This window comes from Paenibacillus silviterrae, from assembly GCF_030167925.1.
Lineage (GTDB): Bacteria > Bacillota > Bacilli > Paenibacillales > NBRC-103111 > Paenibacillus_G > Paenibacillus_G silviterrae.
Window position 1 is genome coordinate 249,417 of the sequence record NZ_JASKUT010000001.1, and the last position, 16,741, is coordinate 266,157.

General features: G+C 36.5%; 12 protein-coding genes. 11 read left to right on the forward strand and 1 reads right to left on the reverse strand.

Features of this window, described 5'->3' with window-relative positions; genetic code table 11:
- The first annotated feature begins 28 nt into the window (after window positions 1-28).
- From QMO62_RS01160 to QMO62_RS01210, 11 genes are all read left to right on the forward strand, one after another.
- A complete protein-coding gene (locus tag QMO62_RS01160; RefSeq protein WP_284638082.1) occupies window positions 29-709 on the forward strand; it encodes a response regulator transcription factor in 681 nt (226 codons plus the stop codon).
- Window positions 672-2,048, forward strand: coding sequence for a sensor histidine kinase (locus QMO62_RS01165; RefSeq protein ID WP_504928717.1), 1,377 nt, complete (start codon window positions 672-674; stop codon window positions 2,046-2,048). The genes QMO62_RS01160 and QMO62_RS01165 overlap by 38 nt, the downstream gene beginning before the upstream one ends.
- A gap of 144 nt (window positions 2,049-2,192) precedes the next feature.
- A complete protein-coding gene (locus tag QMO62_RS01170) occupies window positions 2,193-3,569 on the forward strand; it encodes a DJ-1/PfpI family protein (RefSeq protein WP_284638086.1) in 1,377 nt (458 codons plus the stop codon).
- A gap of 478 nt (window positions 3,570-4,047) precedes the next feature.
- Window positions 4,048-6,486 (forward strand): sensor histidine kinase, encoded by a 2,439-nt coding sequence (locus QMO62_RS01175; RefSeq protein WP_284638088.1) that lies wholly within the window; start codon window positions 4,048-4,050, stop codon window positions 6,484-6,486.
- Window positions 6,487-6,835: 349 nt separating this feature from the next.
- Entirely contained in the window at window positions 6,836-8,911 is a 2,076-nt protein-coding gene (locus QMO62_RS01180) for a sensor domain-containing protein (RefSeq protein WP_284638090.1), read from the forward strand.
- A gap of 10 nt (window positions 8,912-8,921) precedes the next feature.
- Window positions 8,922-9,224, forward strand: coding sequence for a metal-sensing transcriptional repressor (locus QMO62_RS01185; RefSeq protein ID WP_284638092.1), 303 nt, complete (start codon window positions 8,922-8,924; stop codon window positions 9,222-9,224).
- A 60-nt stretch (window positions 9,225-9,284) separates the two neighbouring features.
- Entirely contained in the window at window positions 9,285-9,932 is a 648-nt protein-coding gene (locus tag QMO62_RS01190; RefSeq protein WP_284638094.1) for a response regulator transcription factor, read from the forward strand.
- A gap of 51 nt (window positions 9,933-9,983) precedes the next feature.
- Window positions 9,984-10,403 (forward strand): hypothetical protein, encoded by a 420-nt coding sequence (locus tag QMO62_RS01195; RefSeq protein ID WP_284638095.1) that lies wholly within the window; start codon window positions 9,984-9,986, stop codon window positions 10,401-10,403.
- 535 nt (window positions 10,404-10,938) lie between these two features.
- Window positions 10,939-12,285 carry a DJ-1/PfpI family protein gene (locus QMO62_RS01200; protein ID WP_348651690.1) on the forward strand — a complete coding sequence of 449 codons (1,347 nt, stop codon included), beginning with the start codon at window positions 10,939-10,941 and terminating at the stop codon, window positions 12,283-12,285.
- A 1,032-nt stretch (window positions 12,286-13,317) separates the two neighbouring features.
- Window positions 13,318-13,494, forward strand: coding sequence for a hypothetical protein (locus QMO62_RS01205; protein ID WP_284638097.1), 177 nt, complete (start codon window positions 13,318-13,320; stop codon window positions 13,492-13,494).
- Window positions 13,495-13,732: 238 nt separating this feature from the next.
- On the forward strand, window positions 13,733-14,953 hold the full coding sequence (locus tag QMO62_RS01210; RefSeq protein WP_284638098.1) for an IS256 family transposase: 1,221 nt from the start codon (window positions 13,733-13,735) through the stop codon (window positions 14,951-14,953).
- Window positions 14,954-15,027: 74 nt separating this feature from the next.
- On the opposite strand, the gene QMO62_RS01215 is transcribed toward QMO62_RS01210, so the two are convergent.
- The gene (locus QMO62_RS01215) at window positions 15,028-16,551 is read right to left on the reverse strand and encodes a DUF4077 domain-containing protein (RefSeq protein WP_284638100.1); all 1,524 of its coding nucleotides are present in this window, start codon (window positions 16,549-16,551) and stop codon (window positions 15,028-15,030) included.
- Window positions 16,552-16,741 lie beyond the last annotated feature (190 nt).

Sequence of the window (16,741 nt, forward strand, 5' to 3'; positions counted from 1 at the left end):
ATGTTAAGAAGAAAGGCAGGATTACATTTTGCCAAAAATATTAGTGGTTGATGATGATGCTCATATTCGAGAACTAGTTCGTTTATATCTAGAAGACGAGGGATATGAAATAATTGAAAAATCAAATGGAGAGGATGCTTGGGAATATGCAGAGAACCATCCCATTGACCTGGTGATATTAGACATCATGATGCCTAGAATGGATGGCTGGACCCTGTGTACTAACCTTCGGGAGTATTTTGATGTTCCATTACTTATAATCACTGCTAAGGCGGAGGCACATGATCGAATAATGGGATTTAAACTTGGGACGGATGACTATTTAACAAAGCCTTTCGATCCTATTGAGCTTGTTTTAAGGGTGAAGGCTCTGTTAAAACGATATCTTATTTCTAGTACAAGTTTAATTCAGCTCGGAAGTATTGTGCTAGATCGTAAGTCTTATCAGATTACTTATCAAGATGGCAAGGCCGCTTCCATCCCCATGAAAGAATTTGAGTTGCTTTACAAGTTGGGAAGTCATCCAGGACAAGTTTTTACGCGAGAAAGCTTAATAGAGCAAATATGGGGTATTGACTTTGAAGGTGATGAAAGAACCGTAGACGTGCACATCAAAAGGTTGAGAGATCGTTTTGAAGATTATGACTCTGAATTTCGTGTAGTGACTGTTCGTGGTTTGGGTTATCGCCTGGAGGTGTATAATAATTAAGTCACTTTATACACGTATTGTTTTTATTTTCATAGTCATAGTCATCATAAGCTTATTTATGGCTTTTCTTGTATCTTCAATGTTATATCAAGATCGAATAAGAAGCGTACAATATGATAGTTTACTTGAGAAAGCCGAGAACATTATAAAAGTATATCAATCTACCCCAAAAAATGAATTATTCTATTTAACAGAAACCTTATCAACATTATCAAATGTAAAAGTACAGCTATTTAATAAGGAAGGCCATCCCCTATTTCCGGAGAGAGTATGGCTGAACAAGATTACTCAAAAACACGTGGAGGATGTAATTGTTAATGGTGGCATCATCAGAGACATGGATACAGGTGAAATTCACCCTCCGATGGTGGGTGTAACCTTTGAATTGGAAGGGGAGGTTTACGCATTATTCTTGGTAATGGATATTAATAAGATTGACGCGGAAGTCAACAAATCTATTCATGTCATCTATGCAATTATTTTATTATTCGGTAGTATTATGATTCTTATTGCCGCGCGCTATGTCGTAAAACCTATCATTCAATTAACCATTGCTACAAAGAGAATGGCATTGGGGAATTTTAATATTCAATTGAACATCAACCGAAAGGATGAAATCGGTGGTTTAACCAATAGCTTTAAAGAAATGGTAAAACAATTGGTTAAATTAGACCGAATGAGAAATGATTTTGTTTCCAGCGTTTCACATGAGATTCAATCCCCCTTAACCTCTATATCCGGTTTTACCAAAGCATTAAAGTACAAAAAATTGAGTGAAGAAAGCCGTCTTCATTATTTGTCTATCATTGAATCTGAAAGTGAGAGACTATCGAGGCTATGTCAAAATCTACTATGCTTCTCTTCTTTACAATATGACCAAAAGTTAAAAGTAAGTATTTTTCGACTAGATGAGCAACTTCGGAATGTGATTATTAACATGGAGCCCCAGTGGGTAGCGAAAGATATTCAAATTGATATCCAGCTTCAACCTATGACTCTTCAAGGGGATGAAGATCAACTTAATCAAGTTTGGATTAACCTGATTAGTAATAGCATTAAGTTTACACCGGTGAAAGGGAGAATAGTGGTCAGGGCACATACAAAAAGTAACATGGCAATTGTGTCTGTAACAGACAATGGTATAGGAATTCCTGAAGACGAGAGAACGGATATATTTAAACCTTTCTATAAAGTAGATAAAGCAAGGGACTCTACTGTTAAAGGAAATGGTCTTGGTCTAACTATAGTAAAGAAAATTATAGATATGCATAATGGCGAAATTATTGTAACCGGTAGCCCGGGAACTGGGGCAACCTTTATAGTGAAGTTGCCAAATTAGGTCATACTGCTTTCGGATGGGAGCAGTATTTTTATATATGTATTTGTGAAAATCGAAACAATAAGTTGTTCGTTCATATGGAGTTCATACTACAATCTTATATTCATAAATGAGTTAATCAAATATAGTGTTAGGAGCATTCTGATGAAGAAATTTTTAGTTCGAATGGTTATTTATTTTTGTAGCTTTATCGTCATAGTAGGCGGAGTGGGATTTGTTGGGTTTAATAGCTCTCAGAAAAGCTTTTGGGGTGCCATACGCGAGGATTCGACTCCACCTCTGGAAGGGCTAAATAAGCCGCAGCATGACCCCCAAAAGCCAACAGTTGCCATTCTGTTGGGCAATGAGATAACGGAAGGATTGGATTTCACGATTCCTTTCGAAATGTTTTCAAGAACTGGTGCATTTAATGTATATGCCGTAGCTGCCGACAATAAGGTTAAGTCACTGTCTGGTGGGGTTGATATTGTACCACACTACACATTTAAAGAACTAGACGAGTTGTTAGGAAAAAAAAGTCCCGATATTATTACAATCCCTTATATAACTATGTATAGGAAGGGGTCATATGAGCCGCTGCGTCAATGGATATTGCAGCACTCAAATACAACGTTTTTAAGTATTTGTGCCGGATCGGGGAATCTTGCTGCTACTGGCTTATTAGACGGAAAATCAGCTGCAACACACTGGCAAACCTATTCAGCCCTAACAAGGCAATATCCAAATGTGGATTGGGTTAATGGTCAGCGATATGTGATCTCAGATAAAAATATTGTTTCGTCCGCGGGTATATCTTCTGGAATAGACGCCGTGTTATATATGATCTCACAAAAATTAGGCGAACCGGCGGCGGAGAAGGTTGCGAAAGATTTAAAATACCCTTCCTATCACTTTCTCAAAAATCCAACGGTAGAACCGTTCAATATGGATTGGAAGTTTTCCACTTATCTATTGAATAATGCGTTTCAGTGGAGCAAGAAAAAGATTGGTGCTATGTTATACAATGGCATGGAGGAAATGGCGTTAGCTTCTGTTTTTGATATTTATTCAGATAGTGGAACAACCAAAGTATTCTCGTTCTCCAATTCAGGCGCGCCTATCGTAACAAAACACGGCTTGACTCTAGTGCCCCGATACACAACTTCAAATGTTCCTAAACTAGATAAAATGATCGTGCCTGGAACGGAAGCGAAAACACTGGTAATGGAAACCCTAAGGGATTGGGAGGAGAAAGACATCGCTAAGGAATTTCAGTTTGTTCATAGCGACTCTATAGATAAATTCATTTTTGAAGTCCAGCTTGAAGATTTAGCCAAACAAGAGGATATTGAAACTGCAAGACATGCTGTAAAGCGGCTTGAATATCGTGCTGATGATGTTCAACTTGAGGGCAAAGCATTTCCTTATGAAACTTACGGGAACTTGTTATTGACTATCATGATTGCAATGTTAGTGGCTATGTTTCTTGATAGAAGAGTAAGTAAGATAAATAAAGCTACTCCATTAAACAAAACTGTATAGAACAAACATTAGATAAAGTAGCACCCCAAAAATCTTACAGAAAATATCTTTAAGATTCTTGGGGTGTGATTGTATTTCCTTGTTTTCCGATATCCCGATACATGACCAGAAACAAATCTTCCCTCCAATTAATCCTTTCGAGCATACCTATGTGTGTTAGAGTGTCAATCGCGATAGCATTGCCCCTCCTTCAACTTCCAAAAAATAATGCATCTTACCCCAAGCTTTTGGAATAACCCTTAAACTCAAATCAGGATAGTAGGCCAGTACTACGGATGGTGAATAATTATTCAGTCCGAAGAAAACCAGATATAGTTCGATAGAACTAATTAAACAAAAATTAAGGTTATTAAATACTATTTTAAGTAACGTTTATGGTAGAATAATGTTATAAAATGTTGTGGTTTGGCCCGCCAGCGAAATACACTTTGCTGCTTATTTATGTTTTAAAATAAAATTACAGATGGAGGAAAGGGTAATGAATAATCAGGAGATAATTGTGTGTGCTCAACTATTATTGAAGAACTCACCGAATCCAGTATTTATTCTTGATCTCCATGATCAAATCATTTGGTGCAATCATGCGTTTAAGAGCAGTTTTTGTACTACCGATGATTCATTTGATTTAAATGAAATCAGACCCTTAGATAGAAGCACAATGTTAAATTTTGAAAAAAGTAGAATTTCAATTACAGATGGAGAAAATAAAGAAATAGGGTGTATTGTTACTCTAAAAGATGAACTATCCCAAATTGATCTGATAAAAGTACTTGAAGAAAAAGAAAGGTATCAGATCATTGCAGAGAATACATATGATGCAATTGTTTTAGTTGATTCCGAATCTACGGTGCAATATGTGTCTCCTTCTTTTGAATCTTTGTTCGGTTATAAGATGGAAGAGTACCTGGGAATGGACGCGTTTGGTGTTATACATTCTGATGACAGGGAATACGTTTCTTCGATACATTTAAGCGCATTGAAAAGTAGACAAGTTAAGAAGCTAGAATACAGAGTTATACATGCTGAAGGTAATACGGTTTACGTAGAATCGCATGTGAAGCCTGTTCTGGATAGCCGTGGAAATGTGAAGAGTGTTGTAGTTGTTGTGAGAGATGTCACTGAGCGAAAAACAGCAGAAAAGCTGCTAGAGAATATTCTCGATAACATAAATGCAGCTGTTTGGACGTCGGATAAGGACTTTTCTCACTTTACTCTGTGTTCCAAAAGTATTGAGAAAACATTTGCAATCCCGAGAGAAGAGATTATGTTGAATCCGAAACGGTTACACGATCATATTCATTTTGAAGATACCGAAATGATTATGGGTAAAGTGAAAAGTACGCTAGATAAAGGAACACCGGTTATCAGGGATTTTCGTTGGATTCATATCCAAAACGAAACCCGATGGGGAAGACTAATTGTTCATCCATATATCAATTCCAACGGCGAAGTTGAACGGCTGGATGGTATGATACTGGACATAACAGACAAGGTTCTTTCAGAATTAGCATTAGAAGAAAGCGAACAAAGATATAGGTCATTATTTGACAATAATTTAGATGGCGTGTTTTCTGTTGATCTCAACAATTTCTGCTTTGTCAATTCAAACCATGCGTTTGAACTGATTACAGGTATGAAAGATATTCAATTAACGAATTCAAATTTTCTAAGCCTGATTGTTGAAGAAGATCGCTCTATGGTAAGTAAAACACTATCGGAAGTAATGAGACAAGGGCAACCCAACGATATAGAGTGCCGGCTCATCGGTTCACTACTTGATGAGAAAATCGTTAGTATCACATTCGTCCCTATCTTCCTTAAAAATAAATTAAATGGTATCCATGGTATAGTAAAAGATATTACCCAGAGAAAAAAAGAAGAGAGGGAATTAATCCAAAGTGAAAAGCGATATAGATTCCTTCAGCAGAGCATTAACCGATTCTCAACGGATTTAGCAGATGTAATGAAGGTAGCGGAGCTAGAAGGTAGATTAATTGAAGAGGTACAATATGTGCTTGAAAGTGCAGAAGTAAGTATAGAGGAAGTACCTAGTGATCAGAAATATATTCAAACGAATAATAATGATAAGTGGATTAAAATCGGCGAGAAGCAACAAAAGGTGTATTTGAGGATTAAAATGGAGCATACGTTGCCTAAAATGGAAGAAGAATGGTTAATGACAGTAGTTCATTATGCGACTATTCTTTACGACAACCTCCAGCTTATCGAAGGCCTTATGAAGCGTTTAGAGAACATGGTAAAGACAAACGAAACACCAAAGTGGATGCTAAGACTTCTATTTAATTTATCTGAAAAGGAACGATCTTCACTCTCTAGTGACTTGCATGATTCTGTTCTTCAGGATCTAATCATATGGTATCGCAAGTTAGAATCAATTCGCTCCTTCGGCAATTTCGATGCACCTCTGGAAAATGAGCTAAAGCAAATCGAGGAAGGCCTGTTGGATGCAATTCATCAGATTCGAATCACTTGCAACGAACTGCGTCCTCCATTTCTTCTAAAAATGGGACTAGTTGAATCATTAAAAAGCCTGTTTGAACATAAGCGGCTATTTTGTAATTATGAGATTGAGTTTATTGTACATAATTTTAATGCTGTGCTTAATGAAGAACAGATTCTAGGTTTATATCGTATTGTTCAGGAATTGCTCAACAATGCATCAAAACATTCCAAAGCTGAACAGGTAAAGATTAAATTATTAAATCAAAAGGATCATATTTATTTTTCTTATTCTGATGACGGAGTTGGGGTTGATTTATCGGCGTTCACTGGTTCATTTCAGAATATGGGTATTGCTGGACTTGAGAAGAGAGTAATTAGTATGGAAGGAAAAGTGGAGTTTCACTCTGCCCCACAACAAGGTTTTCATGTAGATATCACTATACCCATATTTTAATATTAATAAAATACATATCAGCCTACCACGTGAATTGCATGGTAGGCTGATGCTTTTCTCCGAAGGAAATACTTCTTGGGTGCTCGCCTCACTTTATGCGATCAAACTTATATGCTAGGACGGCCTCTGACGTTATCGTTTCTAAACAATGAAATAGATTATTGCGCGGACACCTCTATTTTTTGCGGGGTTTTACTAATTTTATGCGGATTGCACTAATACTGAATAGTGTATGATGGTTAATAGACACAGCGTTGATCCTTTGCAAATCCAATAAAATGTACGCTTAACCTATGGTAAACGGAGTAATAACCGTGAGTCCAAATATATATCTGTAGGTGTGGGGTCTATGATCGTAAATAAAGATACTAGATGCATAAATGATGTCCAAAACAATCAGATAGTTCATTTTTATTCCGATATGCTGCAGATCCTTTCAGAGCATACAATAGACATTATTAGCATTTGGAATAAACAAAGTGAGTTAATTTTTTCTACTTTGGCACTGGAAAGCGGTATTATGAATGAAATGCCAGCCTCTCTTGATGAGCTAATTAATTATATCCATTGGGATGATTGTGATTTATGGAAACAAAGGATCGAAGAATCTATGCTAAGTGGAAAAAACTCAACGCTCATACATCGGTTATTAAAAGAAAATCAGATATATTTTGTGAAAACACAGTTTCATTGTATTTTGGATATGAGTGGAAAGCTGGATTATCTAGTTATCGCAATACGGAATATAACGGATTACATACATTTGCAAAAAAAAATGAAAGAAAACGAACAAATTTATCATTTATTATTTAATTCAAGCCCTGACGGAATTTTCGTACTTAATTTAGCTGGGGAATTTACTCAATGCAATGAAGAATGCTCGACAATTACAGGATACTCGGTAAACGAATTAAACAACATGCATTTTTCCCAAATTGTCAATCAATCTGATTTTCGAAATTTTATTAAGGCAAGACGTAAATTTCCACTATCTGTAGATATGGGTATCGAGCATAAAGATGGAGTTGTAAACCTTGTTAGAATAAAAATCTTGCCTATTATCGTTGAAAAACAAATTAGGGGTTATTTTGGGATTGCCCGGGACATTACTTTAGCTAAGATAACAGAACAAAAATTTACTAGTCTTGCATATATAGATCATCTTACTAATATTCCAAACCGTTCTTTTTTTGATGAAATGGTTTCACAAAAGATTACAAAAAGAGAGCCGTTCACATTATTTATTGTTAATATTAATCGGCTAAAGAGTATTAACGATAATTTAGGACCAAACTATGGGGATGTTTTACTAATAGAGTTTTCCTGCAAATTAAAATCTATACTGAGGACGGACGATATCTTAGCAAGATTAACCGGTAATGAGTTCGGCATTTTATTAAAAGGGACTCATAAGCAGTCCATTATTAAGAAATTTATGAGAAATGTGTTTTCACTGCTTGATAAGCCTTTTATTATTGGAAAGCAAGAGATTAGCTTACAGACATGCGTTGGGATAAGTAGATTTCCTGAAGATGGTTCAGATAGAGAGGAAATCTTAAAAAAGGCAGGGATTGCAATCACGACTGCAAAAGAGGAAGTTGGTAATAGTTATAAAATCTATTCAAATACTATGGGGCAGCAAATATTTGAAAGATTCTCATTAGAAAAAGATTTAAGGAAAGCTTTTGAACGTAGAGAGTTAGAAGTTTATTACCAGCCTCTTGTGAGCGTGTCATCCCAAAATGTCATAGGCCTGGAAGCATTACTTAGATGGAATCATCCAATAAAGGGATATATCCCACCGGTAGAGTTTATCCCAGTCGCAGAAGATTCAGGGTTGATGGAAAGCATAAGTGAATGGGTATTAAAAAAAGCGTCTCTAGATATTTTTCAACTTAATAATCATCATTTGACGGATTTATTTGTTACAGTGAATATTTCAGCGCCCCATTTTCGCAAACCCCAATTTATTAGTACAGTAAAAAAGATTTTAAAAGATGTAAATATAAATGAAAGGAATATTAAGCTTGAAATAACTGAGAGTCTCTTGATGAAAGATATTGAACACACGATTAGAATTTTGTTGGAGCTTCAAAAAATGGGAATAGAGGTTTACATTGACGACTTCGGCACGGGATATTCCTCACTAAGTTATTTAAAATCGCTCCCGATTGCTGGATTGAAAATTGACAAATCTTTTGTAACAAACTCACTACTGTTGGAGAAAGATAAAGCCATCGTGAAGGCGATAATAAACTTAGCACAAATATTAGATTTGAAAGTAACGGCTGAGGGGGTAGAAACCAAAGAACAATTGAAGTTGTTACAGATGTACCAGTGTGATTATTTCCAAGGTTTCCTTTTCTCCAAACCGGAACAACTAGGTAAAATCGGCCGATTTATAACAAAGTCCTTTTGCCCTTGACTTAGGAGGTATGCTTATTTATATAATTTCTACTAATGAAAAAAAGGAAAGTCACAGATCGATTAAAACTAGAAAAAATCTATTGAATCGGCTGAATAGGATTGAAGGTCAGATTAGAGGTCTCAAAAGGTTAATCGAGAGTGATGCTCATTGTGATGATGTATTAATCCAGATAGCGGCCGCACATTCAGCATTAAATAATGTTGGCAAATTAATCATTGCAGAGCATATAAGAGGCTATGCTATGGAACGAATTAAGTCCGGTGACGACAATGTAATGAATGAACTTTTAGTGACTTTAAGTAAAATATAACAAAGCATAAAATAGTTTCCCAGTTAAGATAAAACAAAATTATATAGAAAGGTGAGCTAAATGGAAATATTATTGGTCGATGACCATCGCTCAGTGATTGAAGGTACAAAAATGTTAATTGAGTCGGAACCGGGTATGAACGTAACGATAGAGACGAATGTTTTTGGCGTACTAGACCTTGTTCAACATTGTACGTATGACGTAATGTTGTTTGACCTATATATGCCACATATTAATGGTGTTGATTTGGCAAAACAAGTTCGGGACATTGCCCCTAGTGCAACAATACTAATTTATTCCGGTTCTGATATATCACCCCATTTCAATATGTTGATGGAATCGGGAATTTCAGGTTTCATAGCCAAAACCTCTACCCGTGAGCAACTAATTAATGCAATAATTTGCGCTGCTAGAAAAGAGGCAATAGTTCCTATGCACCTTCTTAGCCAATTAAGAAGACAAGAAATCATCATTCAGGGGGATAAAGGGCAGGAGCAGACGATTATATCAAGAGAGGAATATAAGTTACTGTCTGAAATAGCCAACGGGAAAAATAATAAAGAAATTTCAAAGGCGTTGATGATAAGTCAACGATCCTTAGAGTATAGTTTAACTGAATTGTTCCATAAATTACATGTTACTTCTAGAGCTGAGCTTATTAGGAGAGCTAAGAATTTAGGTGTTCTTCCGAAAGAAGAGTTAATTTAAACAGAATGTCAAAAAGTTAAACAATTTTATATCAGGTAAGGTGTTTGCATTATGGGAGTATTCGCAGCTAAAAGGAATATTGAAGTGATGACAAAATTCAATACCAACTATGAGTTGATAAGCAGAATCCTAGAGGATCAAAAAAGAGATATCAGAATAATTAATGAACTACTGAGAGACGACAGCAATATGACGACCGAAGACCTTATAAAAATTCATATGTTAAGCATGTCCATTAATAAGTTTCTAAATCCGATAGCAACGTTAATAGCAGTTATTATTGAGGATAAAGAAACCATGATGGCGATGATCGAGTCGGAAGCAATTAATCCTAATGTAGGGTACCAATCGTTAAGTACCATGACAAATAAAATAACCACAATTAAAAATAGTATGGCTAGGGTATTGGAAAATCTTAATTTCATTAATGAGAGATTATTAATGAAGAAGCAAGTAGATATCATACATTAAGCAAATCCTTCATTTTATTCATATTGAGTTCACAATGCCGGGTTATACTTTCGCAAGGGTGGCAACGGACGGAACTCAAATATACAAAGTGGGGAATACTGCTATGATAGATGTTTATACCAATGATGATCTTAAACCGAACACATCCACAAAGCTTCTTTATGTTTACTATTAAATTCATATGATTATTTTGCACGTTCTATCTTCACCGGAACTTTTTAGCGTTGTTTCCTCTGGCTATAACTTAGCTAAGAATACAATTGTATTCGCGAATATCGGAATGACACTTTATTGCATTTTCGACTCATTAAGAACAAAAAGAGTAGCAAATGATTGTATGGAACTAACACCTAAATGAATGTTTAATGTAATGGATAGAATGCTTAACTGGATGCAGAGACGGATGGGTCATAATGCTATGCGCATTATGATGATACTAATGGATTTGATTGTTATTTGGATGTGTGTAGCATTCACCCTTGCTTTATTATCTTCCTGATATATAGCAATTATTTTTGATAGGAGGTACAACGAGTTGATCAAATTAGTACTTAGATTTTTGATTTATTTATCTTTATTTATTCTGTTTGTAGGGGGAACGGGCGCTGTCGGGGCAGTTAACTCGCGTGCTAATTGGCTTTCCTCTCGTGACACTAGTACTTCTTCACTTCAAGGCGTTAATGTGGCTAAGTATAATCCATCTAAACCTACTGTGGCTGTTGTATTAGGTAATCCAGTAACTGAGGTATTTGATTTTATGGTGCCATATGAAATGTTTGCGATGACTGAAGCCTATAATGTTTACGCTGTTGCCCCAACAAAACAAATCACTTCCTTAACTGGCGGACTGGATATAGCACCACATTTTTCATTTGAAGAAATGGATAAAATGCTTGGAAAAAGTCCAGATCTTATCGTAGTTCCTTATATTCCTATGGTTGATGAAAATAAATATCAGCCTGTTAAAGAATGGTTACAAAAGCATGCTAACACCCAAATATTAAGCATTTGTTCCGGATCCATGAATCTTGCAGACGCAGGGTTGTTAAAAGGGAAAACATCAACCATACACTGGAGAATTGTTAACTCGGTAAAAAATAAATATAAAGATACTAATTGGGTTAGAAATCAACGTTATGTTCAAGATGGAAACATCACTGCTTCGGCTGGACTCACATCGGGAATCGATGCGACTTTACATGTCATTTCTCAGCAATTAGGTGAACCTATAGCCGAGAGGGTTGCCAAAGAATTAAATTACCCTTCCTATCATTTTGTAAAGAATCCTAAAGTAGACCCTTATTATATTGATAAGACCGAAGTCATTTATTACTTAAACCTGGCATTTCAGTTAAACAAGAAAAAGATAGGCGTGTTACTTTACGATGGAATAGAAGAAAGTGCACTGACCTCAATATTCGATACCTTCGCCCCACTTGGAACAACTAAGATCTTTACTATTTCGGATTCCATAAGGCCTATCGTGACAAAACATAACCTAAATCTGATTCCAAGGTATGCAAGCTCTGCAGCACCTGAAATAGATAGATTATTTGCTACAGGCGCGGAATCGTTAACCTTATCAACAGAAGAAGTAAAACAGTGGAGAGAGGTAAACAATAGAGTAGAGCCGGAGTTCATTCATAGTGACAATCCAACCAGATTTGTTTTTGATGCGGCGCTACAGCAGCTGGCTAAGCAAGAGGATATTCTAACCGCCAAATGGGATGCTAAACGATTAGAATATCGTGCAGATCAACTTAAGCTTGAAGGCAATAAGTTCCCTCTAGAATCATTAATGAATTTATGTTTACTTGGTATCTTAGCATTTTTATCCGCTTTTTATATTGATAGACGTTTTATTTTAAGAAAGATTAAATAACATTTGCGATATCAGTGACTTCTGAATTTTAGGGGTCTTTTTTTTATTTTTATAAGATAAAGCAAAATTCATAGTAGATTATAGGAAAAATTCCTTTCATCAAGTCAAATTTTGCGTGAATACCTAATTTTTTTGCGTGAGATTGCTCATAAATTGCGGAACAAGGTATCTCAATATGGTGTACGATATTCCTATATAAAAATAAAGATTGAAATGAATATAATTGGAAGGTGATATTCATGGAAAACGAGCTCACAATATTGGAGAAGAAGCAACTAGAAGAGGTAAAGAACAATATATCAACTAGATACACAAGGATACTTACTCATTCAGAGCTGGATCAACTACTGTATGCTATCGAGGAGAACTTCAAGTATTCCATTAAGAAAGCAAAGGAGTCCATAAAATTTAATTTTTAGAAAGACTACTAGGGAGGAGAAGGATGGAAACAAAACGGTTGTTAGTCCAAATGGAAAATTAAGAAAAAGTATTTTTTAAAAAAGGAGTGATTTATCATAAATGAATATAATTCGAACTTTAGAAGAAAGCTGGGTTCATACAAACAATATTAATCAAAAAATGATGGAGGTCGAGAGACTCTCTATCCAAATGAATATGCTTCTATATACGTTTTCTAATTCAGTATTTATTAATTTTGCCAAAGAATACTCGCTTACAAAGAGGGAATTGGAAATCACTAAGTTACTTGTCGTTGAGGGGTTACGGGATGAAGATTAAGTAACCATCTGTATGTTACAGAAAAGACAGTACGGAACCATCTTTCGAGCGTTAGGAAAAAAACAGTTACTAAATCGTGTCGCGAACTACAAGCACTTATATCGTTATACCTTCGAATTTATTACACGGCTAAAATTAATGCAGTTGATACCATCTAGCATAAAAGAATGAACTTGGTATGATTTTGTATTTTTTTTCGAGCAGGGGTTTGTCAAGAATTATCGGTTAGACAATCTGAGAAATTAACAACTACCGTAAAGGTTTAAAATGTTGTGAGTAAAGGGGATGGATTCCATGGACCAAGATAAGGAGCTACAACAAATCAAAGAAAGATTGAGCACTATCGAGAAACAGATTCAAGAAAAATCTCGTTCCTCTAACGTGTCTAAATTTATAATAGGATTTGTTGTAGTTTTTATTCTTATGATGTTTTTAATTGGAATTGTTCAATTTATAAGCACACAACCGTAATTGTAAAAACTCAATCGTCCTTTTCATAGGGCGGTTTTAATTTGAAAGAAAGTCAACATATATTTAGTTATAACTATAGCCAATAATATAGAAAAGAGCAGGATACGTGTGACTCCTACTCATTTTAAGGTGTTAATCGATTTTCAGTTGTCTCTGAGTCTGTAAAATATTCTGTGTAAACTCTCAAACCGAATTTAGATTACAATAAGAGAAAGGTTGGTTTGAGAGGATGGCACCCATGGCGAGATTCAGTAAGGAACAAGTAAAGGCGTTTGTGAAGGAGAATAACCTCAAGACGATGGACGATGTTCAATCCGCACTAAAGGAGTTGTTTGCAGAGACGCTGCAATCGATGCTGGAAGCGGAATTGGACACGGAACTAGGCTATGAAAAGCATGACGTGAAGAGCAAAACGACGTCTAACAGCCGTAACGGTAAGAGCAAGAAGACCGTAACGAGCGAGTATGGAGACGTCGAGATTAGCGTTCCACGCGACCGTAATGGTGTGTTCGAGCCTGTTATCGTGAAGAAGCATCAGTCCACGGTGACCGGCATTGAGGACCAGATCATCGCTATGTACGCCAAGGGTGTCAGCACACGGGATATCCAGGATCATCTGAATCACCTGTACGGCATTGACGTCTCTCCAACAATGATCTCGAACGTAACGAACAAGATTGTACCCCTCATTAAAGAATGGCAGAATCGGCCGCTGCAGAGCATCTATGCGGTCGTCTTTATGGACGCCATTCACTACAAAGTGAAGCAAGACGGCGCCATTGTGAACAAGGCGCTTACATGGTCATTGGTATTCGATTTAGACGGCAACAAGGACGTGCTGGGCATGTGGATTGGGGAGAACGAGTCTTCGAAATTCTGGCTCAGCGTACTTAACGACCTTCGTAACCGTGGTGTTCAAGACATTCTGATCACCTGTGTAGATAACCTGACGGGCTTCTCCCAGGCGATTTCCGCCTGTTATCCAAATACGGAGATCCAGAAGTGCATCATCCACCAGATTCGTAACTCTACCCGTTATGTATCTTACAAGGATTTGAAAAAGGTAACTGCTGATCTGAAGCCGATCTATAAAGCAGTTACCGAAGAAGCAGCCTTGTTGGAGTTGGATCGTTTTGAAGACACATGGGGCAGCAAATACCCCCTCATTGTCCGTTCCTGGCGCAACAATTGGGAGGAACTCTCCACCTTCTTCAAATACCGGCCAGAGTTCCGTAAGCTGATCTACACGACAAACATGATTGAGAGCTACCATCGCCAGCTTCGCAAAGTCACAAAAGGAAAGAGCATTTTCCCAAGCGATGAAGCGCTGCTGAAAATGCTCTACTTAGCGACGATGGATGTGACTCGCAAATGGACAGGTCGTGTACAAAACTGGGGGCAGATGCTCCTCCAGCTCTCCGTTTTCGTCCCCGACCGGATCGGTCATTATTTGCGTTAGAATTTTGCTTTAAGAGGGTTTACACAAAATACTGGACAGACCCTTGTCTCTCGTAAGTTGAACATAGTATCTGACTAAGTGGATGATTCTAACGACTTTCTTAGCTCATCTATAGAACTTTTAACTCCGTCTAATGCTTCCACTGAAGATTGAATTCGACTTGTTTCTTCTTCTACACTTGCCAGTACCTCTTGAGTTGCTGCTGATGTCTCTTCCGTAACACTAGATACAATGCTTATCTCATCTACAATGACTATTGAATTATTTTTGAATTTTTCCTGCTGCTCTACAACAGATTTCATAACGTCATTAATGTTTGTGATAAAAGTACTAAGTTCATCAACGTTAGAATAGACGGTTTCCAATATTTCACTATTATCTTTTTGTACAGATTCACCTCGTATTATTTTATCTTCGATGACTTCCGCTCTATCCATAATAACTTTTAAAATTTCCCGTATATTCTGTGCGGATTCTTGTGATTGTTCAGCAAGCTTCCTTACCTCACCTGCTACAACTGCGAAACCCTTACCATGTTCGCCGGCTCTGGCTGCCTCAATTGCGGCGTTTAAAGCAAGAAGGTTAGTTTGTGATGCAATATCTGTTATAAGCTTAACAATTGCATTTATTTTGGCAGATTCTGCATTCAGGTCGCGAACGATTTGTCCTGTCTCATTTACAAGATCTGTTAAATTTTTCATATTATCTGCAAAGGTATAAATGCTGGTTTTACTGCTATTGGCCAATTCCAAACTAACAATAATATTTCCAGCGACAGACTTAATTCGTTCCAGAATGCTCTCAGTAATTGTTTGCATTTCGTTTATTTTGTAAGCTGATTCGGTAATACTTTCGGCTTGATTTTGGTTACCTGCCGCAATTTCCCTGAAGGCCATTTTGATATCTTCGGTTGATTGAGAAGTTGTTTTCATATTCTCGCTTAGAGTATAAAAACTACTTTGTAGTTGTTTCACATTATTCCCAATGGTTAAATAAGTCATTTGTAAATCGTAGTTTTTTTGACTGGCTGTTTCCTTTTCCTTTTTCATAGCTCTGGTAATGAACTCCCCAATGAGGGTAGTAGCCCAAAGTATAATCGTTGTTTGTAACACAAGACCTTCAGAAACATTAGATGTTTCTACTGCTCGCATCGGCATAAAGATTTCATGCCAAAACTTGTTGGAAAGTAATGTGAAAATCCAGAGTGACATTCCAGTAAAGAACACTAGTCTGCTATTTAAATATACGACAGAGAGTGCAATAGTAAAATAAACAATTTCATATACAGGTGCCAGTGTATTAAACAGCCATAATTGAAGAATAGTAATAACCAAATTTCCACCAGTTATTATATATTTATAAGATGCTTCAAACTTCTTAAGCCGTAGGACTATTAAAGACATTATTAATAGAATAACGGTGAATGATAAAAAAATGATATTAGTAGAACTAGTAAAAGGTAATCCACCGATCAGTACATTCATTTCCCCATAACCATACACAATAAAAAATATTAGGGCTACAAGTTTATTTTTTCCCTTATCTGTATCTAGATTACTTAAAAACGTTTGTCTAAACCAATTAATCATTCGGAACATTTTTTTAGACTCCTCTCATTTGATAAATAGATTGAATAAACTAGCATGAGCAATGTTTCTTTATAACAATCTCCTCCGATTCCGATATTCCCGAGAGTTAGCAACAGGTCTAACTTGTTTGCCGGTTATACAAATATCCTACACTATGCGAAAGTCATTTATCCCGCATATTATGAGTAACTCCCCGCAA

What these genes read in the sequence shown, in the direction of transcription:
- QMO62_RS01180 (WP_284638090.1), top strand. Translation starts at nt 6,836, where the DNA reads ATGATCGTAAATAAAGATACTAGATGCATAAATGATGTCCAAAACAAT.
- QMO62_RS01190 (WP_284638094.1), top strand. Translation starts at nt 9,285, where the DNA reads ATGGAAATATTATTGGTCGATGACCATCGCTCAGTGATTGAAGGTACA.
- QMO62_RS01210 (WP_284638098.1), top strand. Translation starts at nt 13,733, where the DNA reads ATGGCGAGATTCAGTAAGGAACAAGTAAAGGCGTTTGTGAAGGAGAAT.
- QMO62_RS01185 (WP_284638092.1), top strand. Translation starts at nt 8,922, where the DNA reads ATGCTTATTTATATAATTTCTACTAATGAAAAAAAGGAAAGTCACAGA.
- QMO62_RS01170 (WP_284638086.1), top strand. Translation starts at nt 2,193, where the DNA reads ATGAAGAAATTTTTAGTTCGAATGGTTATTTATTTTTGTAGCTTTATC.
- QMO62_RS01175 (WP_284638088.1), top strand. Translation starts at nt 4,048, where the DNA reads ATGAATAATCAGGAGATAATTGTGTGTGCTCAACTATTATTGAAGAAC.
- QMO62_RS01205 (WP_284638097.1), top strand. Translation starts at nt 13,318, where the DNA reads ATGGACCAAGATAAGGAGCTACAACAAATCAAAGAAAGATTGAGCACT.
- QMO62_RS01215 (WP_284638100.1), bottom strand. Translation starts at nt 16,551, where the DNA reads ATGTTCCGAATGATTAATTGGTTTAGACAAACGTTTTTAAGTAATCTA.
- QMO62_RS01195 (WP_284638095.1), top strand. Translation starts at nt 9,984, where the DNA reads ATGGGAGTATTCGCAGCTAAAAGGAATATTGAAGTGATGACAAAATTC.